The sequence below is a fragment of the Rhodococcus sp. NPDC004095 genome (genome assembly GCF_053604015.1).
On record NZ_JBSGGS010000022.1, the window covers coordinates 22,124 to 48,117 of the forward strand.

The 25,994-nt window shown below is 69.6% G+C and carries 26 protein-coding genes and 1 pseudogene; 9 read left to right on the forward strand and 18 right to left on the reverse strand.

Translation table 11 applies throughout. From position 1 onward, the window contains the following. Window positions 1-47: 47 nt before the first annotated feature. The 9 genes and pseudogenes from ACWEPG_RS26985 to ACWEPG_RS27025 form a co-directional block, all read right to left on the reverse strand. A complete protein-coding gene (locus tag ACWEPG_RS26985) occupies window positions 48-1,547 on the reverse strand; it encodes a class I adenylate-forming enzyme family protein (protein WP_452595754.1) in 1,500 nt (499 codons plus the stop codon). Window positions 1,548-1,565: 18 nt separating this feature from the next. Then, window positions 1,566-2,387 carry a mycofactocin-coupled SDR family oxidoreductase gene (locus ACWEPG_RS26990; protein WP_452595755.1) on the reverse strand — a complete coding sequence of 274 codons (822 nt, stop codon included), beginning with the start codon at window positions 2,385-2,387 and terminating at the stop codon, window positions 1,566-1,568. A gap of 138 nt (window positions 2,388-2,525) precedes the next feature. Continuing rightward, window positions 2,526-3,653 (reverse strand): NDMA-dependent alcohol dehydrogenase, encoded by a 1,128-nt coding sequence (locus ACWEPG_RS26995; protein WP_452595756.1) that lies wholly within the window; start codon window positions 3,651-3,653, stop codon window positions 2,526-2,528. Next, window positions 3,650-5,329 carry a class I adenylate-forming enzyme family protein gene (locus tag ACWEPG_RS27000; protein WP_452595776.1) on the reverse strand — a complete coding sequence of 560 codons (1,680 nt, stop codon included), beginning with the start codon at window positions 5,327-5,329 and terminating at the stop codon, window positions 3,650-3,652. Before ACWEPG_RS27000 ends, ACWEPG_RS26995 begins: the two co-directional genes overlap by 4 nt. Before the next feature lie 120 nt (window positions 5,330-5,449). Next, window positions 5,450-6,127: pseudogene (locus tag ACWEPG_RS27005) on the reverse strand (hypothetical protein); the annotation flags it as partial. Then, window positions 6,117-7,667 (reverse strand): AMP-binding protein, encoded by a 1,551-nt coding sequence (locus tag ACWEPG_RS27010; RefSeq protein WP_452595757.1) that lies wholly within the window; start codon window positions 7,665-7,667, stop codon window positions 6,117-6,119. The gene ACWEPG_RS27010 and the pseudogene ACWEPG_RS27005, both read right to left, overlap by 11 nt. Before the next feature lie 17 nt (window positions 7,668-7,684). Beyond that, the gene (locus ACWEPG_RS27015) at window positions 7,685-8,485 is read right to left on the reverse strand and encodes an enoyl-CoA hydratase/isomerase family protein (protein WP_452595777.1); all 801 of its coding nucleotides are present in this window, start codon (window positions 8,483-8,485) and stop codon (window positions 7,685-7,687) included. A gap of 101 nt (window positions 8,486-8,586) precedes the next feature. Continuing rightward, window positions 8,587-9,390 carry an enoyl-CoA hydratase/isomerase family protein gene (locus tag ACWEPG_RS27020; RefSeq protein ID WP_452595758.1) on the reverse strand — a complete coding sequence of 268 codons (804 nt, stop codon included), beginning with the start codon at window positions 9,388-9,390 and terminating at the stop codon, window positions 8,587-8,589. A gap of 65 nt (window positions 9,391-9,455) precedes the next feature. Further along, window positions 9,456-10,292: an enoyl-CoA hydratase/isomerase family protein gene (locus tag ACWEPG_RS27025; RefSeq protein ID WP_452595759.1), complete on the reverse strand. Its 837-nt coding sequence runs from the start codon at window positions 10,290-10,292 to the stop codon at window positions 9,456-9,458. 151 nt (window positions 10,293-10,443) lie between these two features. On the opposite strand from ACWEPG_RS27025, the gene ACWEPG_RS27030 reads away from it, so the two are divergent. The 7 genes from ACWEPG_RS27030 to ACWEPG_RS27060 all read left to right on the forward strand — a co-directional run bounded on the left by ACWEPG_RS27030 (window position 10,444) and on the right by ACWEPG_RS27060 (window position 17,090). Continuing rightward, the gene (locus ACWEPG_RS27030) at window positions 10,444-11,109 is read left to right on the forward strand and encodes a hypothetical protein (RefSeq protein WP_452595760.1); all 666 of its coding nucleotides are present in this window, start codon (window positions 10,444-10,446) and stop codon (window positions 11,107-11,109) included. Next, entirely contained in the window at window positions 11,106-12,347 is a 1,242-nt protein-coding gene (locus tag ACWEPG_RS27035) for a CaiB/BaiF CoA transferase family protein (RefSeq protein ID WP_450116316.1), read from the forward strand. The genes ACWEPG_RS27030 and ACWEPG_RS27035 overlap by 4 nt, the downstream gene beginning before the upstream one ends. Further along, window positions 12,344-13,249 (forward strand): enoyl-CoA hydratase/isomerase family protein, encoded by a 906-nt coding sequence (locus ACWEPG_RS27040; RefSeq protein ID WP_450116317.1) that lies wholly within the window; start codon window positions 12,344-12,346, stop codon window positions 13,247-13,249. The genes ACWEPG_RS27035 and ACWEPG_RS27040 overlap by 4 nt, the downstream gene beginning before the upstream one ends. A gap of 120 nt (window positions 13,250-13,369) precedes the next feature. Then, the gene (locus tag ACWEPG_RS27045) at window positions 13,370-14,545 is read left to right on the forward strand and encodes a thiolase family protein (protein WP_452595761.1); all 1,176 of its coding nucleotides are present in this window, start codon (window positions 13,370-13,372) and stop codon (window positions 14,543-14,545) included. Window positions 14,546-14,645: 100 nt separating this feature from the next. Next, window positions 14,646-15,407, forward strand: a complete 762-nt coding sequence (locus ACWEPG_RS27050; RefSeq protein ID WP_450135644.1) for a crotonase/enoyl-CoA hydratase family protein — start codon at window positions 14,646-14,648, stop codon at window positions 15,405-15,407. Between the two features lie 84 nt (window positions 15,408-15,491). Further along, window positions 15,492-16,262, forward strand: coding sequence for an SDR family oxidoreductase (locus ACWEPG_RS27055; RefSeq protein ID WP_450116320.1), 771 nt, complete (start codon window positions 15,492-15,494; stop codon window positions 16,260-16,262). A 30-nt stretch (window positions 16,263-16,292) separates the two neighbouring features. Next, window positions 16,293-17,090: an SDR family NAD(P)-dependent oxidoreductase gene (locus ACWEPG_RS27060; protein WP_452595762.1), complete on the forward strand. Its 798-nt coding sequence runs from the start codon at window positions 16,293-16,295 to the stop codon at window positions 17,088-17,090. On the opposite strand, the gene ACWEPG_RS27065 is transcribed toward ACWEPG_RS27060, so the two are convergent. The 6 genes from ACWEPG_RS27065 to ACWEPG_RS27090 form a co-directional block, all read right to left on the reverse strand. Then, window positions 17,083-17,418 (reverse strand): rhodanese-like domain-containing protein, encoded by a 336-nt coding sequence (locus ACWEPG_RS27065; protein WP_450116322.1) that lies wholly within the window; start codon window positions 17,416-17,418, stop codon window positions 17,083-17,085. The genes ACWEPG_RS27060 and ACWEPG_RS27065 overlap by 8 nt on opposite strands. After that, the gene (locus ACWEPG_RS27070; RefSeq protein WP_452595763.1) at window positions 17,415-17,681 is read right to left on the reverse strand and encodes a hypothetical protein; all 267 of its coding nucleotides are present in this window, start codon (window positions 17,679-17,681) and stop codon (window positions 17,415-17,417) included. The genes ACWEPG_RS27065 and ACWEPG_RS27070 overlap by 4 nt, the downstream gene beginning before the upstream one ends. Further along, window positions 17,678-18,133 carry a hypothetical protein gene (locus ACWEPG_RS27075; RefSeq protein WP_452595764.1) on the reverse strand — a complete coding sequence of 152 codons (456 nt, stop codon included), beginning with the start codon at window positions 18,131-18,133 and terminating at the stop codon, window positions 17,678-17,680. The genes ACWEPG_RS27070 and ACWEPG_RS27075 overlap by 4 nt, the downstream gene beginning before the upstream one ends. Window positions 18,134-18,167: 34 nt before the next feature. Beyond that, window positions 18,168-18,587: a MarR family winged helix-turn-helix transcriptional regulator gene (locus ACWEPG_RS27080; RefSeq protein ID WP_450135640.1), complete on the reverse strand. Its 420-nt coding sequence runs from the start codon at window positions 18,585-18,587 to the stop codon at window positions 18,168-18,170. Window positions 18,588-18,687: 100 nt separating this feature from the next. Next, the gene (locus ACWEPG_RS27085) at window positions 18,688-19,974 is read right to left on the reverse strand and encodes a cytochrome P450 (RefSeq protein WP_450116326.1); all 1,287 of its coding nucleotides are present in this window, start codon (window positions 19,972-19,974) and stop codon (window positions 18,688-18,690) included. Between the two features lie 36 nt (window positions 19,975-20,010). Beyond that, window positions 20,011-20,826, reverse strand: a complete 816-nt coding sequence (locus ACWEPG_RS27090) for a coniferyl-alcohol dehydrogenase (RefSeq protein ID WP_452595765.1) — start codon at window positions 20,824-20,826, stop codon at window positions 20,011-20,013. A gap of 210 nt (window positions 20,827-21,036) precedes the next feature. Between ACWEPG_RS27090 and ACWEPG_RS27095 the strand changes: the two genes are divergently transcribed. Both ACWEPG_RS27095 and ACWEPG_RS27100 read left to right on the forward strand, forming a co-directional pair. Next, window positions 21,037-22,242 carry a cytochrome P450 gene (locus ACWEPG_RS27095; RefSeq protein ID WP_450116328.1) on the forward strand — a complete coding sequence of 402 codons (1,206 nt, stop codon included), beginning with the start codon at window positions 21,037-21,039 and terminating at the stop codon, window positions 22,240-22,242. Further along, window positions 22,239-22,430 (forward strand): ferredoxin, encoded by a 192-nt coding sequence (locus ACWEPG_RS27100; RefSeq protein ID WP_450116329.1) that lies wholly within the window; start codon window positions 22,239-22,241, stop codon window positions 22,428-22,430. Before ACWEPG_RS27095 ends, ACWEPG_RS27100 begins: the two co-directional genes overlap by 4 nt. Window positions 22,431-22,498: 68 nt before the next feature. Here the strand turns inward: ACWEPG_RS27100 and ACWEPG_RS27105 are convergent, their stop codons facing one another. Genes ACWEPG_RS27105 through ACWEPG_RS27115 form a run of 3 tightly spaced genes read right to left on the reverse strand, consistent with a single transcriptional unit; the run spans window position 22,499 to window position 25,840 of the window. Beyond that, on the reverse strand, window positions 22,499-23,644 hold the full coding sequence (locus ACWEPG_RS27105) for a thiolase family protein (protein ID WP_450116330.1): 1,146 nt from the start codon (window positions 23,642-23,644) through the stop codon (window positions 22,499-22,501). Next, window positions 23,641-24,078, reverse strand: coding sequence for a Zn-ribbon domain-containing OB-fold protein (locus ACWEPG_RS27110; RefSeq protein ID WP_450116331.1), 438 nt, complete (start codon window positions 24,076-24,078; stop codon window positions 23,641-23,643). Before ACWEPG_RS27110 ends, ACWEPG_RS27105 begins: the two co-directional genes overlap by 4 nt. A 58-nt stretch (window positions 24,079-24,136) precedes the next feature. Continuing rightward, complete coding sequence (locus ACWEPG_RS27115; RefSeq protein ID WP_450116332.1) at window positions 24,137-25,840, reverse strand: acyl-CoA synthetase; 1,704 nt, start codon at window positions 25,838-25,840, stop codon at window positions 24,137-24,139. Window positions 25,841-25,994 lie beyond the last annotated feature (154 nt).

Below are 25,994 nucleotides of genomic sequence, written 5' to 3' on the forward strand. Positions count from 1 at the left end.
TGCACGCGAGTACGTGGCGAAACCGGAGGAATGACCCCGGTCCCGGCTCAGGTGCAGTAGAGGGCCGCGACCTCCGGCACGGTCACCTTCATCGCGGCATTGCGTGGCAGGCCGTCGACGATCGCGACCGCCACCGGCACGTGGTGGCTGGGCAGGGCGTCGCGGACCAGGCCGAGCAGATCACCCTCGGTGGGTGCCGGTGCCCCACGGCGGAGTTCGACGGCGGCGAACGGCACCTGCCCGAGCCTGCGATCGGGAACACCGACGACGCACGCGTCCAGAACCGCGGGGTGTCCGAGCAGCACGGCGCGGACGCGTTCGGGGATCACCTTGAAACCGCCGCGATTGATCGCGCCGTCGCCCCGTCCGTGCAGCGTCACGAACCCGTCGGCGTCGATCGACGCCAGGTCGGTGGTGCGGATCCATTCCGGTCCGATGACCTCGACCCGGCCCTCCAGCACGCCGCGGGCGCCGACGCCCAGCTGCGCGCCGGTCTCGGGATCGACGATCCGGACCTGCACGCCGGGCAACGGTCGACCGACGCTGTCGGGCTTGCTCTTTCCGAACTGCCGGTGCAGCTCGGGGGTCCAGGCGCACACCGAACCCGCGAACTCCGTGGCCCCGTAGGCCCACAACAGCGGAATGCCGTACCGGTCCTCGAATTGGCGACGCAGCTGTGGGTCGAGGGGGCCGGAGCCGCCGGGCAGCGACTCGAGGGACGCGAGGTCCTCGCGTGGGACGTCCGCGTCGAGCAGCATCCGCAGGATCGCAGGTTGCACGCCGGTTCGCCGGATCCGGTACGTCTTGACGGCGCGCACCCACTCGTCGACCGTGAACTTCTCCAGCAGGACCATCCGCTTGTCCTGGAACGGCGCCGCGAGCAGTTGGCAGATGCCGATGCTGCCGAACGGCCAGAACACCAGTTCCGGGGGATCGTCCGGTGAGGCCGTGAGTCCGCCGGTCATGGTGAGCACGGTGTGCTGCAGGACCGCGGTCCGCAACGGCATGCGCCGAGGTGGTCCGGTGGTACCGCTGGTCAGGATGTGCAGGCCGGCAACGGCTTCCGAGTCGGTGTGCTGCGCATCCCCGGGTCGGTACGGCGCCAGCACTCGCGGGTCGGGCGAGTCCGTCGTCAGCGCCAGCGCTGCGCTTCCGGCGCGGTGGCGCGCCTCGAGTGCCGGTTCGGTCCAGTCGGTTCGGTCGGCGACGACCGCGGCCGCCCGCAGGGTCTCGATGTCCCGGGCGATCGACGCCGGGGACTGGTACGAGTAGACCATCGCCAGCGGGCGGCGGGCGGCGACCAGGCCGAGCGCCGCCGCCGCGTGCGGAAGCCGGTTGCGTGCCACCAATGCGATCGGTGCGTCCGGCGGTACCCCGGCGCGGTCCAGTGCCGCCGCGAGGTTGTCGATCCGGGCCGCGACCTCGTCGCCGGAATACCAACGGTGCTCGAACTCGATGAACGGGCGATGCCCGTATCCGGCCAGGTGGTCGGCGAGTTCGGCGGCGAACCGGGCGCCGTCGTCCGGCTCGGCGTGCTGCTGGACCATGATGCGGCGGACCTCTCGTCAATACTGCGTGGATCCCTGGTCGACCGAGATCTGGGCGGCGGTCACGTTCTTCGACTCGTCGGACGCCAGCCAGAGCACGGTGTCGGCGATGTCCTCCGGTTCGGCGATCCAGACCGGCAGGAACGGGGTGAGCATGTGCGCGAGCTGCGGATTGCTCTCGGTGGCGTGCCCGACCGCGGTGACCATGTCCCCGCTGCCCATCGGGGTGTTCACCGGACCGGGGTGGACGCTGTTGACGCGGATGGAGTGCTTGCCCAGTTCGGCGGCGAACCCGCGGGCCAGGCCGGTGACCGCGTGCTTGCTGGCGGTGTAGTGCACCATGAACGGCTGCATCTTCACGCCGGCGGCAGAGCTGATCAGGATGATCGAGCCGCCGCGCGCGCCGTCGACGATGTGACGGGCGCCGGCCATCACGGTGTTCCAGGTGCCGGTGACGTTGACCTCCATCACGTCCCGGAACGCCTCCGGGGTGATCTCGTCCCACGGCTGCGGGGATGCGATCCCGGCGTTCGCGACGATCACGTCCAGCCGCCCGAGCTCGGACACCGCGGCGTCCACGGCCTCACGCAGGCCGTCCAGGTCCCGGGTGTCGACGGGCGCGGAGATCGCCCGCCCGCCGTTGGCCTCGACCAGCCGCACCGTCTCGGCGAGGTCGTCCGGTGTGGCCGAGTCGTAGGGCACGCAGTCGGGCAGTTTGCCTGCCACGTCGACGGCGATGATGTCGGCGCCCTCGGTGGACATCCGGACCGCGTGGGCACGACCCTGGCCGCGTGCGGCGCCGGTGATGAAGGCAACCTTGCCTGCGAGTCGATCACCCATCGTGCCGTTTCCCTTCCGAACCGCGGCCGCCCGCCTGCCGGGCACCCTCGTTCGTCTCGTATCGGATTGTGCGCGAAGTGTGTTCGGCTTCCGGGGCGGCGGGATTCCGGGAACCCGCGCGCCCACCGTGGCGGCCGGTCACCGATCCTCGTCGGTGAACCGGACGACTCCGCGGATGTTTCGGCCCTCGAGCATGTCCCGGTAGCCGTCGTTGATCTGGTCGAGCCGATACTCGCGGGTGACCATGTCGTCGATCCGAAGATCGCCGAGCTTGTACAGCGCGAGCACCTCGGGGATGTCGAGATGCGGGTTGCCGCCGCCGAAGATGCTGCCCTGCAGCTTCTTCTGCTGCAGGGTCAGGGTGGACAGGTTGAGCGAAGCGTCGGTGGCGGTGACGCTGCCCATGCCGGCCACCACGCAGGTGCCGTTCTTCGCGGTCAGCCGCAGCCAGCTCTCCACATCGCGTCCGTCGCACCGGCCGACGGTGACGATCACCTTCCGGCACATGCGCCCCTCGGTGGCCGCGGTCACCCCGGCCAGCGCGGCGTCCAGATCCGCGAACACCTCGTCGGCCCCGAACTTCGCCGCCTGCTCGCGCTTCCACTCCACCGGGTCCACCGCGAAGACCCTGCGGGCACCGGAGATCACCGCGCCCTGCAGTGCCGCGGTCCCCACGCCGCCCACCCCGACGACCGCGACGTCGTCCCCGGGCCGGACCCGGGCCGTGTGCACGGCGGAGCCGTAACCGGTGGTGACCCCGCAGCCGACCAGGCAGGCGACCTCGAACGGGATCGTCGGGTCGATGCGGACCACCGAGGTCTGGTGAACCACCGCGTACGGGGCGAAGGTGCCCAGCAGCGACATCGGGTACACGTTCCGGCCCGCGGAGGTGATCCGGAAGGAGCCGTCGGACACCGACGCCCCGGCGAGCAGGTTCGCGCCCATGTCGCACAGGTTCCGGTTGCCGGACTGGCAGGACGGGCACCTGCCGCACGACGGGATGAACGACATCACGACGTGGTCGCCGACCGTCAGGTCGTCCACGCCGTCGCCGACCTCGACGACCACGCCGGCGCCCTCGTGACCGCCGAGGACCGGGAAGCCCGCCATCTCGACGTCCCCGGTGACCAGGTGGTGGTCGGAGTGACAGAGCCCGGCTGCCTCCATGCGGACCAGGACCTCGCCGCGGCGGGGTTCGCCGATCTCGATCTCCTCGATCGACCACGGCTGGTTGGCGCCGTGGATGAGTGCGCCCTTCGTCTTCACGGGTTCACCTCGACTTTCGTTGCAGTGCCTGCGGGTACCGTCGCCGCGAGCGGAGATCCGGTGTGGGGACGAGGGTTGTCGCCGGTGTCGGCGAGGAGCTCGCGCAGCCGGGACGGGTCGACCTTCCCGGTGGCGCCGCGGGGGATGTCGGCATCGTCGTGGACGATCCGCCACACCGAGGGGACCTTGAACGCGGACAGGAGGGCACGCGCACCCCGCCGGAGCGTCTCGGGCGTCAGCTCCGGATCTCCGACGACCGCGGCGGCGACCCGGTCGCCGGCAGGTCCGGGCAGGCTGGTGACGAAGGCGGCGTGGACGCCGGGCAGCGTGCGCAGCGCGGCCTGCACCTCGCTCGGGTACACCGTCGCGCCGCTCACCTTGAACATGTCGTCCGAACGGCCCTGGTAGAAGAGGAATCCGTCCTCGTCGACCCGGCCGAGGTCGCCGGTGCGGTAGAACCCGTCGGGGGTGAACACGTCCTCCCGGCGGCGCCGGCAGATTCCGCGGAGCAGATGGGTGCCGCGCAGCCGGATCTCGCCGACGGTGCCCACCGGCGCGGTCTCGCCTGTGCGAGTGTCGACGATCCGCAGCTCGACACCGTCGAACGGCCGGCCACAGCTGCCCCACGCGGTCCGGGGCATGTCGGTGTCGGCCGCGTGGCCGCTGTACGGGCCGAAGGACTCCGTCATCCCGAACAGGTTCGCCCGGGCACCGGGCGCGGACCGCAACTCGGCAGGCAGCAGCGCCTCGAGGCTGCCCGGCCGCAGTGACGACAGGTCGGCGTGCGCGCCCTCCGCGGCCAACGCCTGCGCCTGGTCCGGCCAGCCCCGGAACAGGGTGACGCGTTCGCGTTCGAGAAGTTTCAGGGTCGATTCCGGGCTCGGGATCTCCTCGGTGACCAGTGTCGCCCCGGCGGCCAGCGCGGACAGGATGCCCGCCCCGAATCCGCCGACCCAGAAGAACGGCATCGGCAGGTACAGGCGGGTGTCCGGTCCGATGCACCGGTCCGCGAGGGTGGCGATCACCGCTGCGAGGGCGCTGCCGTGGGAGTGGATCACGCCCTTGGGGCTCCCACTGCTTCCGGAGGTGAAGATGACGACCAGGTCGTCGGCGGCGGTGACCCGGTCGGACAGCGAATCGACGAGGGCCAGCGCCTCGGGGGCCGGCCGGTGCAGCGCGAGGTACTCCGGTGTCCACACCCCGCGCAGCGCGGGGAGCGCCGGGTTCAGCAGCGGCTCCTTGCCGGTCGGCAGCGCCGAGCCGAGTTCGGCGGCGAGGCCCTCCAGGTGCCGGCGTCCGCGGAACTCCTCGACCGCCACCAGGAACCGCACCGAGGCGGTGGCCAGTTGCGCGCGCAGTTCGCGGGGAGTGAGCAGCGTACTGAGCGGGACCGCGACCGCGCCGATCCGGGCCAGCGCCAGGACGATCGTGAGCCAGCGGGTGCTGTTCGGCATCAGCACGCCCACTCGGGTGCCCTTGCCGATGCCGTGTTGGACGAGGGTCGCCGCGACGGTGTGCGTCGCCGCGTCGAGTTCGCGGTAGCTCAGCCGGTCCCGGGTGTCGATGACCATCGGCCGGTCCGGATGCGCGGCGCTGTGGCTGCGGAGCAGCGCAGGCACCGTGACCCCGGCGGTGCGGCCGTGGCGGCAGCGCGGTCGATCGCGGCGTCCCGTCACGGTCGGTACGTCGGCCACCGTGGCCCCGGCGGACCTCTGCACCAGGTCCGGGCTGTGCCACCAGCCGTCCGGGTCGAAACACTGTTCGCGGCTGTGCCCGACGTGGCGCAGCATCACCCCGGTGCCGCGGACGCAGAGTTCGCCGACCGACCCCGGGGCGGTGTCGTCCCCGGTGTCGGGGTCGACGATCCTGGTTTCCGTGCCCGCCGCCGTCGCGCCCGCGGTCTCGGCGTGCCCCGGGCCGCCGTCCTTGTGTGCGCAGAACCTGCGCAGGCGTTCGACGAGGTGCTCGGCGGACCGCCCGTCGGCCACTCCCGCACGGGTGTGCAGCGCGCCCGGGGCGTGGCGGTCGGGTCCGTACAGGACCGCGACCAGGTCGTCGTCCGCGACGTCGGCCTCCACCGCCTCCACCAGATCCATCGAGATCGTGTTCCCTCGCCGCAGGAACCCCTCGACCTCGCCGGTGCCGATCACGTGTCGCAGGTGCGGCAGGTCGGTCCCCGGTGCCGGAGCGTCGTCGGGCGGACCGAGCACGATCTCCACCTCGGCGTCGGAGAGGCGGCGGCGGGTCTCGGTGCCGCCGGCGTCGTCGGCGGGGTCGGGCAGCGGAACGACGACGGCACCGACCCGCAGCGCCGCCGGCGCCCACTCGGCGAACCGGGCTCCGCCGTGAATGCCGACGCGGGTGCCCTTGCCCGCGCCGAGCGCGATCAGGGCACGGGCTGCTCGCGCGTCGGGGGTCTCCCGGTCACGGGGCCCGGTCGCAGGCGTCGCCGTCGGCTGTTCGTCAGCGGACATCGCCCACCCCGGGGTCGTGATCGGCAAGGCTGTCGAAGTGGGCACGGACGGCGGCCAGATCGGCCTTCCCGGAAGGGGTTCGGGGCAGCGCCGGGACCACGGCGATCTCGGTGGGGATCTCGTAGCGGGCCAGTCGTGCCGACAGATACGTGGTCAGCGCCGTCGCGTCGGCGGTCCCGCCGGCGCTCAGTTCGACCATCGCGACCGGCACCTCGCCGAGCCGGTCGTGACGGCGGCCGATGACGGCGGCGCCGAGAACGTCGGGGTGGGATTCCAGTGCGGCGCGGACGTCCTCGGGAAGCACCTTGAATCCGCCGCGGATGACGGCCTGATCCGCCCGCCCGACGATCCAGAGGAATCCGTCTCCGTCGAGGCGGGCGAGGTCGGTGGTGTGGATCCAGTCGGCGTCGGCGCCGAGCTGACCCGGCTTGACCTCGAGCAGTCCCACCTCGCCGGTCGGCAGTTCGTTGCCGCCCTCGTCGACGACCCGCAGCCGGGATCCGGGCTGGGCGCGGCCCACGCTGCCCCGCTTGGTGGCCCAGTGGCGTCGGTGGTCGGGCAGGGTCCAGCCGGCGACGCCGCCCCCGAACTCGGTTGCGGCGTACGAGGTGAGGACGGGGATCCCGAACCGCTCGGTGAACGCGTCGGCGTCGTCGGCGGACAGCGGTGCGGTGCCCGAGGTGACGACGGTGATGCCGTCGAGATCCTCGCGGGTGAGATCGGAGTGCAGGATGCTGCGCACTGCGGCGGGGACCAGCGACACCGCGCGTGGACGGTACCGCCGCACCGCGTCCGCCCAGGCCCGGATCTCGAAACGGGGGAGCAGCACGAACGGTCGTGCGGCCACGATGCACTGCAGCACCCGGAACACGCCGCCGATGTGGACCAGGGGTGCGTTGACGATCCCGACGCCACTGCTGAGCTTCTCCGGGCAGCGGCCCGGTTCGGGTCCGAGAACGCTCCGGGTGAGCATGTCGTAGGTCAGGGCGACCCGCTTCGGCGGCCCGGTGGTGCCGCTGGTGAGCATCAGGACGGCCACCTTCGGATCACTCTCGGGGGAATCGACCCTGCCGGAACCGCTCTGCGTGGCAGGGGCCGGGACCGTGCCGGTCGCAGGGTGCACGACGGGGGCCTCGCTCAGGTCGGTGACGGACACGGTGGTGACATCGGGGGCGACGAATGTGGCCAGGTCGTCGGCTTCGCCGAGAACGACGGGCAGGGCCAGGGCGCGCAGGTCGGCGCGGGTCCGGTCGTCGCCGCGGGACGGATTGACCACCACGACGCAGCCGCCGCCGAGCAGGACTCCGAGCAGTGCGGCGACGTGGACGGGCCGGTTGCGCAGCAGGATCCCGACCCTCGGTGCCCGGCCGGGAGCGATCCGGCCGACGGTCTCCCGGATGCGCTCGGCACAGTCGGAGAGTTGCCGCCAGGTGCACCAGGCGCCGTCGTATTCGATCGCTGCGGAGTCGAGTTCGATCCGGAGGACGTCGGCGATGCGACGCGAGAGGACGTGATCCGGTGTGGTGGCGGGGGCATTCATCGTGGTCGCTGCCGTTCCTATCGAATTCTCGGGGCGGTCCGGCCGTGGTTCCCCGAGCGGGCTCGCTGCTGCGCGAGCTGCGCGGTGCCGATCGGATTGCCCAGGCGGGTGTAGATCAGGCCGTGGTCGAGCGCCGCACGGTAGGGCTTGTCCAGCGACTCCCAGATGGCCTTGACCGTTCCCTGGGTGGCGGCCGGTGGTTTGGCGGCGATCGTCGCGGCGATCTCGTGGGCGCGGGCCCAGAGGTCGGCGGCGGGGACGACCTCCGAGACGAGTCCGATGCGGAGCGCGGTGTCGGCGCAGACACGTTCGTCGTTGCCCATCAACGCGATTCGCAGTGTCTCGCCCAGTCCGACGCGGCGCATCAGGCCGATCGGTTCCAGTGCGGAGACGAGGCCGGCCGAGACGTGCGAGTCGAAGAACGTCGCGTCGGCCCCGCAGATGACGACGTCGGCCTCGTTGACGAAGTAGAACGCGCCGGCGGTGCACATGCCCTGGACGGCGCACACGACCGGTTTCCACATCTTCTGCCATTTCGGGCTGAGCAGTTCGCCCGGATCCCCGTGGCTCCAGATGTTGTCGGGCTGTCCGTAGCTGGACTTGACGTCGAGGCCCGCGCTGAATGCCCGGTCGCCCGCTGCGCGCAGCACCACGGCGTGGACGCGATCGTCGAGCTTGACGTCCTGCCACATCCGGGCCATCTCCTCGCACATGGTCCGGTCGAACGCGTTGAGGCGGTCCGGGCGGTTGAGGGTGACGGTGGCGACGTGGGTCGCCGCGTCCACCTCGACCAGGAGCGTCTCCCAATCGGTCCGCAGGGCGGACGTCCGCCCTCCCGGCGAGCCGGTCGTCTGCCCTTCCGGCGAGCCGGTCGTCTGCCCTTCCGGCGAGCCGGTCATCTGCCCTTCCGGCGAGCCGGTCATCTGCACTGCCAATCCGGTGCGCGCTTCTCGACGAAGGCGCGGGGGCCTTCGAGTGCGTCCTCGGTTCGGGTCACTCGTTCGCGGAAGGATTCGGCGAGCATCTCGGCTTCGTGCAGGGGCAGGTCGAGTCCCTTGAGGATGGCGAGCCGGGTTCCACGGACCGCGAGGGGTGCGTTGGAGTTGACGATGTCGGCGATTTCGTGTGCGCGTTCGAGCAGACGGTCGGGTTCGACGACCTCGCTGATCATCCCCAGTTCGCGCGCCCGCTGGGCCGGCATGCGCTCGTGCTTGCCCATCAGCGCCATTCTCAGCGCGACGGAGCGGGGGAGCACGCGGGCCAGACGCACCACTTCACGGCCGGCGACCAACCCGATCGAGACGTGGGGGTCGAAGAATGTGGCGTTCGCCGATGCGATCACGATGTCGCCGGTGGTCACCCAGTCGAGTCCGGCGCCGCAGCAGAGTCCGTTGACCGCGGTGATCACGGGTTTCGCCATCGTGCGGAACGGGGGAGTGCCTTCCTGGGGTGCCTCCCACTGCTCGTAGGTGGACAGGTAGGGCTTCTCGTTGATCACCTTGCCGTCACCGGGGATCTCCTTGACGTCGGCGCCGGTGCAGAATGCCCGGCCGCTGCCGGTGACGATGAGCAGCCACACCTTGTCGTCGTTCTCGACTTCGGCGTACGCGGCGCGTAGTTCGGTGATCATGTGAGGGCTCAGGGCGTTCAGCGCGTCGGGGCGGTTGAGCGTGATGGTCGCGGTGTGGCCGTCGACTTCGTACTTGATCGTGTCGTACGACATGCGGGTCCTCTCGGTGCGGCTTGTCGCGGTTCGGGTCGTCGCGGTGCGGGTTGTCTCAGCGTTGTTCATCGGCCCTCGAAGGCGGGGTTGCGGCGATGCGTGAACGCAGCCAGTCCCTCCTTGAAATCGCCGGTGCGACAAGCGAGTTCGAGGTTGTAGAGCTCCTGGGTCATCGCCTGCTCCAGCGTGGCGTGCTGAGCGTGCGCGAGTGCCTGCTTCGCGAAGCCGAGTGCGACGGTCGGCCCGGTGGTCAGCCGGTGCAGCAGGTCCTCCACGGCCCGGTCGAGATCGGCCGCGGGCACGCTGTCGTGGACGAGGCCCCAGTCCGCGGCCCGGGTGCCGCTGACCTTCTCTCCAAGGAGGAGCATCCTGCGCGCCCGGGCAAGTCCGACGAGGCGGGGCAGCAGCCAGGTGGACCCGGAGTCGGGGCTGAATCCGCGGCTCAGGAAGGGTTCCCAGAAGACGGCGTCGTCGGCGGCGAGGGTGAAATCCGCGGCGAGGGCGAGGTTGCAGCCGAGTCCGACGGCCCAGCCTCGGACGCTGCAGACGACGGGCAGTGCGATGGTGTGGACGAGTTCGATGACGCGATGCGCGCCGTGGGGAACGCGCCGGACGAGATTTCCGGCGCGAGGGCGGACGGCTTCCGGGTTGTCGCCGGAGCGCGAATTGGTGTCGACCCAGTCCGCGCCGGCGCAGAAGTTCTCGGCGGCGCCACGGATGTGGATCGCGCGCAGGGTGTCGTCGGAGGCCGCGTCGGTGAGAGTGCGGACGAGGTCGTCGATCATCGCGTGGCTGAGTGCGTTGCGCGCTCGGGGGCGGTCGAGGACGACGTCGAGCAGGGCGCCCTCCCGATGTGTCCTGACGGCGGCGGTCGCGCCCGCCGAGTCGATGTCCGTGGTCACCGCCGGCTCCGATCTTCTGCGTCCACTCTTCGGTGAATCCGTTCTTCCCAGACAGATACTGTTAGCTATACGGTAGGCGATACCGTTATTGCTGACACAAGTTAGCAAGGATCGGCCGCGGACGGAACCACGCTGCCGAGGAAGGTGGCCCATGGCGCAGCAGGACGACGCCCGATTCGGCGAGAAGCCGCTCGGGCAGACGATGGCGGCAGCAGCGGCGATGCGGCGGATGACCGGGCTGCTGCTGGCGCTCGAGCGAGACCATCCGGCGGTGGACGAGATGCTGGCGCGGCTGGCCGAATGGGAGCGGGCCATCGCGCCCTCCGCGCCGCGCGACCCGGCGCCGCGGATCGGTCCGAACCCCGATCCTGGTCGGCGCGTCTACCTGGACCACGCCTTCGACATCGGCGCATTCAATCCGAGCTTCCCCGAATACCGCTTCGACCGGATCGAAGCCGACTCCGCATCAGGGACCGTGTGCTTTCCCGTGCCGTACGAGGGGCCGCCCGGACTGGTGCACGGCGGGTTCCTCGGGGTGTTCTTCGACTGCGTGGCGCAGCATCACAACTGCGCGGTGCGGGCGTCCGGCAAGACCCGTTCGATGAACATCCGCTACCGGCGGCCCACACCACTCCTGACCGACCTGGCCTTCGACATCGCCCGGCAGCCGACCGAGCGTGGCGTCCTGTCGACGGTTCGGCTGCTCCACGGCGACGAACTGTTGTGCACGGGAGAGGTCGACGCGGTTGCGCTCTCGCCGGACAAGCTCGCCGGCTTCCGATTCGACGGCCGGCGTGCGGACGGGGGCGCGCCGTGACCGGCGAGCGTCCGCCAGGTGCCCCCGGCAAGCGTCCGCCCGGCGTGGTCGGCGAGCGTCCGCTCGGTGCCGTCGGCGAGCGTCCGCTCGAGGGCGTGCTCGTCGTCGCGATGGAGCAGGCGGTCGCGGGCCCCTTCGCCACCCGTCACCTAGCCGACCTGGGTGCCCGCGTGATCAAGGTGGAGCGGGTCGACGGAGGCGACTTCGCCAGAGGCTTCGATGCCGCCGCCGGCGGGATGGGGGCGCATTTCGCCTGGCTCAACCGCACCAAGGAGTCGCTCGCCCTGGACGTCAAGTCCGACTTCGGGCGGCAGGTCCTCGGGTCGCTGCTGAGCGGCGCCGACGTCTTCCTGCACAACCTGGCGCCGGGAGCGACCGCCGATCTCGGGCTGGCCGCCGCGGACCTGACGGTGGCTCACCCACATCTCGTCGTCTGTGAGATCTCCGGTTACGGCACCGGCGGCCCGTACGACAGCCGACGCGCCTACGACCTGCTGGTGCAATGCGAGGCGGCCGTGGTGTCGGTGACCGGCACGGTCGAAGCGCCGATCAAACCCGGAATCGCCGTCGCCGACATCGCCGCCGGGAGCTACGCGTACTCCTCGATCCTGGCGGCATTGCTCGCCCGGCACCGCACCGGTCGCGGCTGCGTCATCGAGGTCAGCATGCTCGACGCGGTCGCGGAGTGGATGGGCTATCCCCTGACCGTCGCCAAACACGGCGGCACTCCGAAGATGAACGCGGGCATGAGCCATCCGGCGATCGCGCCCTACGACGCCTATCCGGTGGCGGCGGGCGGTCTGGTCGCGCTGAGTGTGCAGAACGATCGGGAGTGGGCACGCCTGGCGCGCCTGGTGCTCGGCCGCGACGAACTGGTGGACGATCCACGGTTCGCGACCAACGCCGCGCGCGTCGCCCACCGGGGGCTGGTCGACGCCCTGGTCGGCGAACATCTGGCGCCGCTGGGTTTCGAGGAGGCCGTCGAGGAACTGACCGGCGCCGGAATCGCCTGCGCGAGGATCAATTCGGTCCGCGACCTGGTCGATCATCCTCAGCTCGTCGAGCGGCATCGATGGGTCGAGGTCGACTCCCCGGTCGGGGTCGTGCCGACCCTTCTTCCGCCGGCACCCAGCTCGGGCTGGGACGTCGCGCTCGGGCCGATTCCCGCGCTCGGTGCCGACACCGAACACATCCTGGCCGAACTCGGCCTGTCGAACAGGAAGGTATCCGACTCATGAGTGGTCCGACCCCGTCCGATCCGCGCATTCTCTTCGATGTCGACAGGGATCGCAGGATTGCCACCATCACGCTGAACAATCCGCAGCAGCGCAATTCCTACGATGCCGCCATGCGTGACAGCCTCGCGCGATGCCTCGACGCCGTCGCGGACGACGACGACCTGACGGTGGTGCTGTTGCGGGGCGCCGAGGGGGTGTTCAGCACCGGCGCGGACATGAACAACGCGTACGGGTGGTACGGCGAACGCAACGGCGACTCGCCTGCCGGATCACGGACCGTCAAGAGCAGGCCGAGCCAGCGCAGGCGGCTGACGGTGGATCGCAGGTCGTTCGACTTCTACCACAACTTTCTCGGGTTCCCGAAGGTGACGGTGGGTGAGATCAGCGGCTATGCGCTCGGTGGCGGCTTCGAGATGGCGCTGATGACCGACATCTCGGTCATTGCCCGGGACACGCGGATCGGTATGCCCGCCACCAGGTTTCTCGGGCCGGCGCTCGGCAGCCTGCACATGTTCTTCCATCGGCTCGGCCCGGTGCTCGCGCGCCGGCTGTTGCTGACCGGCGACATCGTCGAGGCGGCCGCGGTCGAGCACCTGGGGGTGTTCACCGAGACCTGCGCCGGCGACGTCGTGACGGCGCGAGCGCGGTACTGGGCCGAGAAGGCGGCGCGTATGCCCGCCGACGGTGTGGTGATCGCGAAGGAGGCGTTCCGCCTGGTCGAGCAGAGTCAGGCCTACCAGGGGGAGGAGGTGGCGAGCTATCTCTTCCACGCCTTCGGCACGAATCTGCAGTTCGCGCCGGGCGAGTTCAACTTCGTGAAGACCCGTGCCGAGGTGGGCACCAGGGAGGCCTTCCGGCTGCGTGACGCGCACTTCGACGTGCCCGAGCCCGATTTGCGCTAGAGACCGACGCCGCCAGAATTATCTACTGTTGGTACTACGGTAAGTGATACCATCAACGCGCGATCCGAACCGTCCGTCACCGCTGCCCGCTGCGCAGCCCGCCAGTACGAGGTCGAGAAGATGCCACAACCCGTCATCGTGAGTGCCGTCCGCACCGCGATCGGGCGTTCCTTCAAGGGGGCGCTCGTGAACACTCCGGCCGAGGCCCTGGCCACCACGATCGTCCCCGAGGCGATTCGCCGCGCCGGGGTCGACCCGGCCGTGATCGACGACATCATCCTTGCCGAATCGCATTACGGCGGAGGTGATCTCGCGCGATATGCCGCGGCCGCCTCCGGGCTGGAGTCGGTGCCCGGACAGGCCGTGAACCGGCACTGCGCCGGCAGTCTGACCGCGATCGGCAACGCTGCGGCCCAGATCGGGTCCGGTATGGAACGGGTGCTCGTCGCCGGTGGCGTGCAGTCGCTCTCGACCGGTCCGCTCATGAAGTGGCGCATCCCCGGCCCCGAACTCGCCTTCCAGGAGCCCTGGATGCCGCCGACACATCCCGAGACGCCGGACGCGCCGGTCCTGGACATGGCCGTCACCGTCGGGTGGAACACCGCGAAGGCCAAAGGGATCAGCCGGCAGGAGATGGACGAGTGGGCGCTGAACTCGCACCTGCGGGCGGTCGCTGCCCAGGACGCGGGCAAGTTCGCCGACGAGATCATCCCACTCAAGGTCGAACTGCCCGACGGCTCGGTGGTCGACTTCGCGATCGACGAGCATCCCCGCCGGGACACCACCCTCGAGCGGCTCGCCTCGTTGCCGGTTCTGCATCCCGAGATCGAGGGATTCTCGATCACCGCGGGCAACAGCAGCGGTATCAACGACGCCGCTGCCGCGGTCACCCTGGCGGAGGAGTCCCTGGCGGCGGCCGAGGGTCTGACGGTCCTCGGCAAGGTCCGCGCCTGGGGCGCGGTGGGCGTCGCACCCCGGGACTGCGGACTCGGCGCCGTGAAGGTGATTCCGGCCGTGCTCGACCGGGCCGGCATCTCCGTTGCCGACGTGGCGTTGTGGGAGATCAACGAGGCGTTCGCGTCCGTGCCGATCGCCGCCTGCCGCGAACACGGGATCGACCCGGAGCTGGTCAACTTCTCCGGAAGCGGCTGCAGCCTGGGCCATCCGATCGCCGCCTCGGGTGCGCGGATGGTCACCACTCTCGTCCACGAGTTGCGGCGCCGTGGCGGTGGAATCGGTGTGGCCGCCATGTGTGCCGGCGGCGGTCAGGGTGGCGCCGTCGTCATCGAGGTCTAGAAGGCCAGGTTCAGAAGTCCAGCGGTGGGTCGCGTGCCCGCCACGTGCCCGGCCGGGCGCGCGTCATCCGTGTGCCCGGCCCGCAGAAACCGGGAGGAACATGTCCGACGCAGTACTCACGGAACGCCGTGGTCGCGTTCTCGTCATCACGATCAACCGTCCGGAGGTCCGCAACGCGATCAATCTGGCGGTGTCCCAGGGACTCGCGGATGCGCTCGACGAACTGGACGCCGATCCGGAGTTGTCCGTGGCGGTGCTCACCGGGGCGGGCGGGAACTTCAGTGCCGGGATGGACCTGAAGGCCTTCGCGAAGGGCGAGTTCCCGTACATCGCGGGCCGCGGCATGGGATTCACCGAGAAGCCGCCGGTCAAACCGTTGATCGCCGCGGTCGAGGGCAACGCCCTTGCCGGCGGCACCGAACTGGTGCTCGCCACCGATCTGGTCGTCGCCGCCCGGGACGCCACCTTCGGCATCCCGGAGGTCAAGCGCGGTCTGGTCGCCGGTGGCGGCGGACTGTTGCGGTTGCCCGAGCGGATTCCGTACCAGAAGGCACTGGAACTGGCGCTGACCGGTGACCCGTTCACCGCGGAGGAGGGTGCATCCTTCGGATTCGTCAACACACTGGCCGAGCCGGGCGGGGCGCTCGATGCGGCACTGGAACTGGCCGCGCGCATCACCGCGAACGGCCCGATTGCGGTGGCGGTCACCAAGAAGGTCATCGCGGCGGCCCGCAGCTGGAGCGACGACGAGAAGTGGCAGAAGCAGATGGAACTCGTCGCGCCGGTCTTCGGCACCCAGGACGCGAAGGAGGGCGCAGCGGCGTTCGCGGAGAAGCGCGCCCCCCGGTGGACCGGTTCCTGACCGGGCTCCGTTCACCCACCCACCCGGCCGATGCGGCCGTACACGCACACGAGTAGCGCGGAACACGAGAGAAGGGGAGTCACAGTGTCATTCGAAGGAGAGGTGGCCCTGGTCACCGGTGGTGCCGGCGGACTCGGTGCCGCCACCGTTCGCAAGCTTCACGCCGAGGGTGCGGCGGTCGTCATCGCCGACCTCGCCGACGACAAGGCGAAGGCCCTCGCGGAGGAACTGGGCAACAAGGCCGTCTACGTGCGCACCGACGTTCTCGACGAGGACTCCGTGGCCGCCGCGATCGAGGCGGCCGGTGAGCTCGGGACGCTCCGTCACGCGGTGATCGCGCACGGCGGATTCGGCGTCCTCGAGAAGGTCGTCAACCGGGACGGCAGCCCGCACACCCTCAAGGGCTTCACCGACACCATCGCGCTCTACCTGACCGGCACCTACAACGTGCTCCGGCTGGTGGCCGCGAAGGTCGCGACACACGAACCGAAGGACAACGGCGAGCGCGGCTCGATCGTGATGACCAGCTCGATCGCGGGCTACGAGGGGCAGATCGGACAGTCCGCCTACTCCGCCGCCAAGGGCGGCGTAATCGCCCTCACGCTCACCGGTGCACGCGATCTCAGTGCGGTCGGGATCCGGCTCAACAGCATCGCGCCCGGCACCATGCGCACTCCGATCATGGAGTTCCTCGGGGAGGAGGCACTCGGGAAGTTCGCCGCCAGCGTGCCCTTCCCGAAGCGCCTCGGCACCCCGGACGAGTACGCCAGCCTGGCGGCGTACCTCCTCGAGAACCCGTACATCAACGGTGAGGTCGTCCGTATCGACGGCGCACAGCGATTCCAGCCGAAGTGACCACGCCGACGCAAATGATCCGGAACTGACGTGGATCTGGGACTGAGGGGTGCCACCGTCGTGGTGGCCGGCGGCGGCCGGGGCATGGGCCTGGCCGCCGCACGCTGTTTCGCCGCGGACGGCGCCCGGGTGGCCGTGCTCTCCCGTACCCGTCGCGACCTCGATGCCGCGGTGTCGGAGTTGACCGCACTGGGGAGCCCCGACGCGGTGGGCCTCGAGGCCGATCTGCGCGACCGCGACCGGATCGGCGAGGTGTTCGCCGAACTGGACCGGCGCTGGGACGGTGAACTGAACGTCCTCGTCAACGCGGCCGGGCCGAACGTGCACGGCACCGTCGAGGACCTCACCGACGACCAGTGGCGGACGGCCGTGGACGACGGTGTGCTCGGCATGGTGCACTGCGTGCAGTCGGCGTTGCCGCTGCTGCGCACGGCGCAGTGGGCCCGCATCGTCAACTTCTCCGCGAGTTCGACTCAGCGGCAGACTGTTTCGCTCGTCGCCTACACGGCGGCGAAGTCGATGGTGACCAGTGTCTCGAAGAACCTGTCCCTCCTGCTTGCGAAGGACGAGATCCTGGTCAACGTGGTGTCCCCGGGCAGCGTGGCCTCACCGTCGCTGACCGGATGGGCACGCTCCGTGGGAGTCGACAGCGACGATCCGTACCGGTTGATGGAGGCGATCACCGAGCACTTCGGCCATCCGTCCCAGCTGCCGCGGGTGGGCCTGCCCGACGAGGTGGGCTCGGTCGTCGCCTTCCTCGGCTCTCGGCGCAATTCCTACATGACCGGCGCCAACGTCAACGTCGACGGCGGCACGGACTTCACCTGACCTGTGTGAGCGGTCCGCCGGCGGCGCGCCAGTGGACGAGTCCGCCGCTCATGTTGACGGCGTCGAAACCGTTCTCCACCAACAGGTTCGCCGCCCCGGCCGACCGGATTCCCCCGGTGCAGAAGGTGATGAGGAGGCGATCGTCCGGGAACTCCGGACAGCGGTCGAGCAGTACTTCGAGAGGTGCGTGGACGGCGCCGGGAATGTGTACCCGATTCCACTCGAACTCGCGTCGGACGTCGACGACGAGCGCGCCGTCTTCGACGAGACGGACCGCCTCGGCGGCCGTCACGGCCGGTGGCCGGCGAAAGTAGTGTCGCAGGCTCATGCGTCACGCGCCTCCTGTCGCAGGTTGACCATCGTGATCGGGCCGCTGAGCACGGGTGCGAGAGCCCACGTCCGGGTCCTCGGCGCCAGCCCGCGACCGAGGAGTGCCACGGCGGCGACGGCGAGGTAGAACGCGCCGTGGATCGGACCGAGGATGCTCGCGACCGTGCTGTTGCGCACGGTGCCGAGGTTGGTCAGGAGTGCCAGGAGGCTGACGGTTTCGAGTGCCGAGAGCGCAGCGAGACCGCGCAGCTGCCCGGTCATGCGGCGCTCGATCCGGGGCGCACGATCATCAGGACGACGACGATCATCCACAGCAGGTTGAACACGCCCGCAGTCATGCTCAGGTGTCGGAGCCGGGCGCCGTCATCGGGGGAGGTGAGCGCCTCCTGTTGGAGTGGAGTGATCTGCAGGGCGAGCAGTCCGCCGGCGGCGGCGGTCAGCACCATCGCGACCACGACCCAGGCGTCGCCCGTGCGCCCCTGCACGGTGGCGAGGACGAGGCCGACGACCGGCACTCCGATCGCCAGGGCGCCGTAGATGCGGGTGATGCGGTACAGCACACGGGCGATGTCGACGCTTCGCTCGGCCTGTCTCGCCCCGTTCGGCCCGGCGGTCACCGGCGCATGGCGGGGAAACAGGCTCGTGGCCACCGCGACGGGACCCACGAAGAGGATGCCCGCCACCACATGAAGGGAGAGCAGCAGTGATTCCATAACCTTCAGTCTAACTGAAGGTTGCGGTCGGGTGTCAGTTGATGGCCGACATCACCCGAATCATGTGCGCCCGCAACGCCTCGGTGAGTTCGGGGTGCTGCGCGGCGAAATCCGCGTCGAGACGGGCCACCACCTCGGCGGCCCGGGCCAGCAACGACTCACCGTCGGCCGTGATCGTCAGGGTCGACGCCGCCCCGGCGTGCGCGGTCCCGTCATCGACGAGCCCGGCCTCGACGAATGCCGCGACCGCCGTGTGGGCGCTCTGCACGGTGATGCGGGAGCGGCGGGCGAGTTCGCTGAAGGAGATCCCCGGGGTGCCGCGGATGTGGCCCAGCAACCCGTACTTGCGGGTGGTCAGGCCGAGCGGTTTGAGTGCCTCGGTGAATGCGGCCTCCCACACCCGGCCCACCGTGAGCAGCGTGACCGTCGGGCTGAAGGGTGGTGGTTCGGACATGTGAGAAGGCTACCCACGCCGAAGCCCGCGACCGGTCGCGCGCTCCACGAGCCGGACGTGTCGGTCTGCGTTCAACCAATGCAGCGCCGGTGACGCTGTGTCAGCGCACCGTCAGCCGCATCCGCTTGATGCCGTGCACGAAGTTGCTGTGCAGGTACTCGGGTTCGCCGATCTCGACCTCGGGCAGCCGGGTGAGCAGTTCGCGGAACAGGTGCCGCAGCTCCATCCGGGCCAGCTGGGCTCCGAGGCAGAAGTGGGCGCCGCCACCCCCGAACCCGACGTGCGGATTCGGGGAGCGTGAGATGTCGAACTCGTGCGGACGATCGAAGACCGACTCGTCCCGGTTGCCGGAGCAGTAGAAGAGGGCGACCTTCTCGCCGGCCGCGATCGGCGTGCCTGCGATCTCGGTGTCCACCGACGCGTGCCGGGCGAAGTTGAGCACGGGCGTGGACCAGCGGACGAACTCGTCGATCGCGGTGTCGATCCGGTTGTCGAAGTCCGCGAGGAGCCAGTCCCGCTGCTCGGGGTGATCGATCAGTGCCTTGAGCGCGTGCGAGCTGGTCTGCTTGGTGGTGTCGTTGCCGGCCGACCCGATCAGCACCATGAACGCGCCGACCTCGGTGTCGGTGAGCCGGTGGCCGTCGACCTCGGCCTCGACGATGCCCGTCATCAGGTCCTCGTGCGGCTCGACTCGGCGCAGCTGGGCGAGCTCGATGCCGGCATTCATCAGCAGGCCGAGCTGGGTCATCGAATGGGTGGCCCGATCCTCGAGCGAGGCGTACTCGTCGTCGCCGGTGCTGAACAGGCATTCGACGGCGTGCGCGACCACCTCGTGGTTCTCGGGTGCGATGCCGATCATCTCCGAGATCGTGCGCATCGGCAGCCGTCCGGAGAAGTCGGCAGCGAAGTCGACGGACCCGTTCGCCCGCAGATCGGCGAGCAGGTCGTCCACGATCGTGCGGGCGTTCGCCCGGATCTGGTCCTCGATGCGCTTGATCTGCCGTGGCGTGAACGACATGGCGATCAGTCGCCGGTAGCGGGTGTGCTCGGGCGCGTCCATTGCGAGGAAGAAGCTCATCGTCCGCTGGATCTCCGCGGGCATCGGATCGACGGTGATCCCCAGGCCGGAGACGAAGACGTCGTTGGTGAGGCTGGCGTGGCGGATGTCCGCGTGCCGGGTGAGGGCCCAGTAGCCGGTCTCCTCGTGCGGGAAGATCGCCGAGGACGGTGGGTGCCAGGTCAGGCCCGGTTCGGCGCGGAGTTGCGCGAAGGTCTCGTCGCGGCTGCGGAAGTCGCTGTCCCAGAAGGTGCCCGCGGAGATGTCCAGCGGGTGGTAGGGGCGGTCGGACGTCGACGGCTGTTCCGTCGGGGGTTCGGCGATGGTCATTGCGCTCCGGTCGTCGTTCGGATGGGTGTCGTGAGGTCAGAGCGCGATCGGCGCGCCGGCCAGCATCGAGGTGATGAAGCCGCCGTCGACCTGGATGTCCTGGCCGACGACCCAGCGGGCGCCGGGGGAGCCGAGGAACTCGATCACCGGGACGATGTCGTCGACGGTGGCGTGTCGTCCGACGGTGCCGCGGGACATGTCGAGCACGTCCTTGCCCATGGTCTGCTCGAAGTCGGTCAGGATCGGCGTCTCGGTGGGGCCGGGGCTGACGGTGTTGACCCGGACGCCGTACTTCGCCCATGCCGGCGCGCTGAGCCGGCGCGTGTAGTGGAGCACCGCCTGCTTCGAGGTGCTGTACACCGGGTAGTTCGGGTCCTGCGTCTGCTGCCAGGCGAGAACCGAGTCGGCGTCGGTGGCCTCGAGGAGCCCGGCCAGTTCGGCGGTGCGGTCCTGCCAGCCGAGTGCCGCGGTGGAGGCCACCACGACGATGGCGCCGCCCTGGTTGAGTCGGGGGAGCATCCGCTCGGCCATCAGCCGGACTCCGAGGTAGTTGACGAGCAGGACGTCCCCGGCGGGGGCGGTGCCGGGGACCCCGGCGACGTGCGCCAGCAGGTCCCAGCCGTCGCCGATGTCGGCGAGCAGTGCGTCGACCGACGCCTTGTCGCGGAGGTCGCACCGGCGGTGTTCGCTTGCGGGAGTGGTGTTCTCGCGAGCGTCGACCGCGAGGACGTGGTGTCCCTGCCGGTGGAAATGAGCGGCGGTGGCCGCCCCGATTCCCGAGCCGGCGCCGACCACGACGATCTTCTGCTTCCCGGACGTCTGTTTCCCGGAGTTCTGCTCTTCGGATTCCACTGGCGCGCCACCGTCCTGTGTTGCGGTTCGGGTGTCGGGACACCCCTGGAATGTTCGTACTGTAAACGCGACTGTAATAATTTCCGACTGCTCCGGCAAGGGGTCTTCGTGGGAGTGTGGCGAACGGACCGACGAAATTATAGTATGCCTTACGGTAAGTTACTTCGAGCTGTCCTGCCCGGCCGGATGGCGGGATGACAGGAGGGTGCAGTGACCAAGACGAAGCTCGTGTTCGACCCGTTCTCCGAGGAGTTCTTCGGCGGACCGTACGAGCTGTACCGGCGCATGCGGGAGGAAGCGCCGGTCTACTACAGCCAGGAGTACGACTTCTACGCGCTGACCCGCCACGAGGACGTGTCGGCCGCGTACCGGGACTTCGAGACCTTCTCCTCCTCACGCGGCATGGACCTGTCCATGGTGCGTACCGGGGAGCCGCCGGTGCTCAAGTCGGTGATCGTGCTCGATCCGCCCGAACACCGTCACATGCGAAGCCTGGTCAGCCGGGTGTTCACGCCGCGCGCCATCCAGGCGCTCAAGCCGGTCGTCACCGAACTGGTCGACCACTACCTGGGCCAGGTGGATCCCGCGGGATTCGATCTGGTGCAGGACTTCTCGGTGCTGTTCCCGATCGAGGTGGTCTCCCGGATGCTCGGCGTTCCGGAGGAGATGCGTCTCCAGGTCCGGCTGTGGACCGACGACCTGCTGCACCGGGAGATCGGACAGGTCGACATGTCCGAGCGCGGCCGGCAGGCGGTCGTCGAGATGACCCGGTACTACTACGGGCTGGCGAACGAGCGCCGGGAGAACCCGTGCGACGACATGATCACCCAGTTGGTCCAGGCCGAGGTGGAGCGGGAAGACGGTGAGAAGACCAAGCTGTCGACGCTCGAGATCGCGGCCTTCGCCTCTCTCCTCGGCGGTGCGGGTGCCGAGACGGTCGCGAAGCTGATCGGCAACGCCGGTGTGCTGTTCGCTCGTAACCCCGGAGAGTGGGAGAAGCTGCTCGAGGATCGCGGCCGCATTCCTGCGGCCGTCGAGGAGTTGCTCCGCTACGAGTCCCCGAACCAGTACAACGTGCGGTACTCGATGAAGGACGTGACACTGCACGGCGTCACGATCCCGGCGGGCAAGCCCGTCTTCCTGATGCTGGGATCGGCCAACCGGGACCCCGAGGCGTTCAGCGATCCGGACGTCTTCGACATCGACCGCAATCGCTCCGAATCGCCGAACCTCGGTTTCGGCTACGGAATCCACAGCTGCCTCGGCGCGGCTCTGGCCCGGATGGAGAGCGCGATCGCGCTCGATCGCCTGCTCGATTTCATGCCGCGCTTCGAGGTGGACTTCGACCGTTGCACACGCGTCACCATGCAGAACGTCGCAGGCTGGAACACCGTGCCGGTCCGGGTGCTCCGATGAGGGTCGAGGTCGACTTCGGTGTCTGCGAGAGCAACGCGGTGTGCGTCGGCATCGCCCCGGACGTCTTCGACCTCGGCGAGGACGACCACCTGACGGTGCTGCGGCCCGAGGTGACCCCGGACAACGAGCAGGGGATCCGCGAGGCGGCGCGGCAGTGTCCGAGGCAGGCCATCACCATCGTCGACTGACCGTCGGGCGAAACGAACTGGGGGCCGGCCGCGAAAGCGGTTGGCCCCCAGCTCGTCCACGCTGTGTCTCAGGTGCTGACCACGGTGGCGCCGGCCGTGCCGGGCGCACCGTAGAGCAGCGCGAACCCGGCCCGCGGGTTGTCCGCCACCTGACGTGGCCCCGCTTCGCCGCGCAACTGCAGCACCAGTTCGTGCAGCTGACGCAGCCCGGATGCGCCGATCGGTTCACCGTTGGCGATCAGTCCGCCGTCGGTGTTGACCGGCATGGATCCACCGATTTCGGTGGCGCCCTCGGCGATCAGCTTCTCCTGGTCCCCGTCGGCGCAGAACCCGGCCTCGGCCATGTGAATGACCTCCGCGCCGGCGTCGGTGTCCTGGAGTTGGATCACGTCGATGTCCCCCGGGCCGATACCTGCGGATTCGAAGGCCGCGCGCGAGGCGTACACCGAGGGGGAGGCATCCTCCTCGACCGGCGCGTAGGTGGTGTTCACCTCGTACGCGCCGTAGCTGCGGGTCCGGACCTCGACCGATCGCAGGTAGACCGGTTTGGAGGTGAACCGGTGTGCGATGTCCGCCCGGCACATGATCACCGCCGCGGCACCCTCGTCGGGGGAGCAGAACATGTAGTGCGTCAACGGGTGGTTGAGCATCGGCGACGCCAGGATCTCCTCCTCGGGGATCGGCTTGCGTCGGTAGGCATTCGGGTTGAGCACACCGTTGCGGTAGTTCTTCGCCGCCACCCGTGCCAGGGTCATCTCGGAGATGTCGTGGTCGTGCAGGTACCGGTTCGCCTTCATTCCGAAGAACTTCGTGGTGAGGTACTGGCCGTTCTCGCCGTACCACTTCGGCATCCCCACCAGCGTGGGATCCACCGTGAAGGCGCCGCGGGGATGCTTGTCCATACCGATCGCGATACCGATGTCGTAGCGACCGAGGCGGATCGCGTCGGCGCAGGCCTCGGTCGTGCTGGCTGCGGTGGCGCAGGCGTTGAACACGTTCGTGAAGGGAATGCCGGTCAGCCCGACCAGGCTGACGATGGCATCCGGATTGGCGACCTCCCAGCTGCCGCCGACCGCGAACTGGATGTCGCGCCACTCGAGCCCGGCGTCGGTCAGCGCGGCCCGGATGGCGTCGGCGCCCATCTGCATGGCGGTCTTGCCCTCGAACCGGCCGAACGGGTGCATGCCCACGCCGATGATGGCCACGTCGTTCATGCGGCACCTCCCGTCGTCGGGACCGGCTCGAACGCGAAGGTCAGAATCTCGTCCCCGGATTCGTCGGTGCTCAGCGGAATCATCGTCAGTTCCATCTCCATTCCGAATCGCAGTGCGGCCGGGTCGTTCTCGGTGAGCCGGCCCTCGACGCGGATCACGTCACCGAGTTGGACGAGCCCGACGCCGAACGGGGTGAACGTCTTCGCGGTCTCCTTGCCGAGATAGGGCGGCCCGGGGAGGAATCCCTGGGTGGTCCAGGAGACGAGAGTGCCGCGTCTGGGCAACTCCACATCCGTCATCGACGCCGCGCTGCAGCGCGGACACTGCGCCTGGACCGGGAAGACGGTCGCCGCGCAGGCGTCGCAGCGGCTGCCGAGCAGGTGCGGTTCGGGGTCGGGCCAGGTCGAGATCTCGGGTGAGATGACTGTGGGCATGGGGCCTCCAGAGTGCCGATTGCCGGGTTCGGATGGGATGGGCGTGCGTGCCCGGAGGTCACGCCGGACTGGGCGCGGTCTCGGGGCGGGGTGCGGCGGCGGCCTGTTCGCGAGCCCAGCGGTAGTCGGCCTTGCCGACGGGGCTGCGCTCGATCCGGTCGCGGAACAGCACGGACTTCGGCAACTTGTACCGCGCGATCGACGCCGCCGCATGGTCGACGATCTCGCTCTCGGTGGCCTGTGCGCCGTCGGCCAGTTGCACGATCGCGACGACCTCCTCGCCCCACCGGTCACTCGGGCGTCCGGCGACGATTACGTCCCCGACGGCGGGGTGCGAGGCGATGGCCGACTCGACCTCCTCGACGAAGATCTTCTCGCCACCGGAGTTGATCGTGACCGAGTCCCGGCCGAGCAGTTCGAAGCTGCCGTCCGCCAAGTGCCGGGCCCGGTCACCGGGCAGCGCGTAGCGCTCCCCGCCAATCACCGGAAAGGTTGCCGCCGTCTTGGTTTCGTCGCCCTTGTAGCCGAGCGGAACGTAGCCCCGCTGCGCCAGCCAGCCGATGCCCTCGTGCCCGGGCTCGGCGACGGCCGTCAGGTCCTCGGACAGGACACAGGTGTACGAGCTCGGGTTGAACGTGCCCGTCGACACCGCGCCCGCAGAGGACACGTGCATCATCTGGGCACCGGTCTCGGACGAGCCGGCGCCGTCCATGACGATCGTGCCCGGCAACGCGGCGAGCAGGCGTTGCTTGATCCCGGGTGTCAGCTGGGCGCCGCCGTTGGCGACGATGTTCAGCGACGAGGTGTCGGCGTCGCCCCGCTCGAAGGCGGCGAGCAGGGGACGGGCCGTGGCGTCCCCGACGACCATCACGACGTTCGGACGGTCGCGTTCGATGGTGCTCACCACCGCCTCGGCGTCGAGACGATCCGAGGCCGGCGGGAAGACCAGAGTCTGCCCGGTGGTGAGGGCGGTGAGCGCGGCCCACTGGGCGGCGCCGTGAATCAGTGGCGGCACGACGAACACCTTCAATCCGGGATTCGACCGCGCGCGGTCGGCGATCTCCTCGTAGGAGCCGACCGGAATGCCGCTGTAGAAGTCCTTGCCGCCACAGGCGCCCATGAAGATGTCGTGCTGACGCCACAACACGCCCTTCGGCATGCCGGTGGTGCCACCGGTGTAGAGGACGTAGAGGTCGTCCGGAGAGTTCTCCGGAAGATCGTCGAGCGGGTCGACGCTCGCGAGCGCTTCCTCGTAGTCGACGGCGCCGTCGAGCAGCGCGTTGCCGGATTCGTCGGCGATCTGGACCAGCACGGACAGCTGCGGCAGCTGGTCGCGGATCTTCTGCAGTTGCGGGGCGAAGCTCGCGTTGTAGACCAGTGCGCTCGCGCCGGCGTCCCCGAGCAGATAGCGCAGTTCGTTCTCGACGTATCGGTAGTTGACGTTGAACGGCGCGACCCGGGCGCGGAACGCGCCGAGCAGGGACTCGACGTACTCGTTGCCGTTGTACGCGTAGATGCCGATCAGGTCCTGGCCGGTCTCGTGCGCGGCCAGTTGCGACCGCTCGGTCCGGCAACCGAGTCCGCGTGATCGCAGGTAGGTGGCAAGCCGCCGGGAGCGGTCGGCCACCTGGGCGTAGGTGAGGTGGCGGTCGCCGAACGCGATGAGCTCGCGATCGGGGATCGCGGCGGCGACGGCGTCCGCGACGGCGGGAAGGGTGAACTGCGGAATCGTCGGTGCGGCTTCCGTCTTGGGGTCGGGCAACGCTGCTCCTCGGGTCGTATACGGGTACGGCACTCGGTTCAGGGTTCACTGTAAGTACTACTGAAACCATTACGATAGAGCGCCGCGGGCGAAAGTGCCAGGAGATTCGGTGGGGTGGACCGGATGTGCCGGGGAGGCGCGTCCACGCCTCATG

Bases quoted from the DNA above. Each gene is read 5' to 3' on its own strand.
- ACWEPG_RS26985 (WP_452595754.1), bottom strand. From the start codon at position 1,547: ATGGTCCAGCAGCACGCCGAGCCGGACGACGGCGCCCGGTTCGCCGCC.
- ACWEPG_RS26990 (WP_452595755.1), bottom strand. From the start codon at position 2,387: ATGGGTGATCGACTCGCAGGCAAGGTTGCCTTCATCACCGGCGCCGCA.
- ACWEPG_RS27010 (WP_452595757.1), bottom strand. From the start codon at position 7,667: ATGAATGCCCCCGCCACCACACCGGATCACGTCCTCTCGCGTCGCATC.
- ACWEPG_RS27020 (WP_452595758.1), bottom strand. From the start codon at position 9,390: ATGTCGTACGACACGATCAAGTACGAAGTCGACGGCCACACCGCGACC.
- ACWEPG_RS27030 (WP_452595760.1), top strand. From the start codon at position 10,444: ATGGCGCAGCAGGACGACGCCCGATTCGGCGAGAAGCCGCTCGGGCAG.
- ACWEPG_RS27040 (WP_450116317.1), top strand. From the start codon at position 12,344: ATGAGTGGTCCGACCCCGTCCGATCCGCGCATTCTCTTCGATGTCGAC.
- ACWEPG_RS27045 (WP_452595761.1), top strand. From the start codon at position 13,370: ATGCCACAACCCGTCATCGTGAGTGCCGTCCGCACCGCGATCGGGCGT.
- ACWEPG_RS27050 (WP_450135644.1), top strand. From the start codon at position 14,646: ATGTCCGACGCAGTACTCACGGAACGCCGTGGTCGCGTTCTCGTCATC.
- ACWEPG_RS27065 (WP_450116322.1), bottom strand. From the start codon at position 17,418: ATGAGCCTGCGACACTACTTTCGCCGGCCACCGGCCGTGACGGCCGCC.
- ACWEPG_RS27070 (WP_452595763.1), bottom strand. From the start codon at position 17,681: ATGACCGGGCAGCTGCGCGGTCTCGCTGCGCTCTCGGCACTCGAAACC.
- ACWEPG_RS27075 (WP_452595764.1), bottom strand. From the start codon at position 18,133: ATGGAATCACTGCTGCTCTCCCTTCATGTGGTGGCGGGCATCCTCTTC.
- ACWEPG_RS27080 (WP_450135640.1), bottom strand. From the start codon at position 18,587: ATGTCCGAACCACCACCCTTCAGCCCGACGGTCACGCTGCTCACGGTG.
- ACWEPG_RS27085 (WP_450116326.1), bottom strand. From the start codon at position 19,974: ATGACCATCGCCGAACCCCCGACGGAACAGCCGTCGACGTCCGACCGC.
- ACWEPG_RS27100 (WP_450116329.1), top strand. From the start codon at position 22,239: ATGAGGGTCGAGGTCGACTTCGGTGTCTGCGAGAGCAACGCGGTGTGC.
- ACWEPG_RS27105 (WP_450116330.1), bottom strand. From the start codon at position 23,644: ATGAACGACGTGGCCATCATCGGCGTGGGCATGCACCCGTTCGGCCGG.
- ACWEPG_RS27110 (WP_450116331.1), bottom strand. From the start codon at position 24,078: ATGCCCACAGTCATCTCACCCGAGATCTCGACCTGGCCCGACCCCGAA.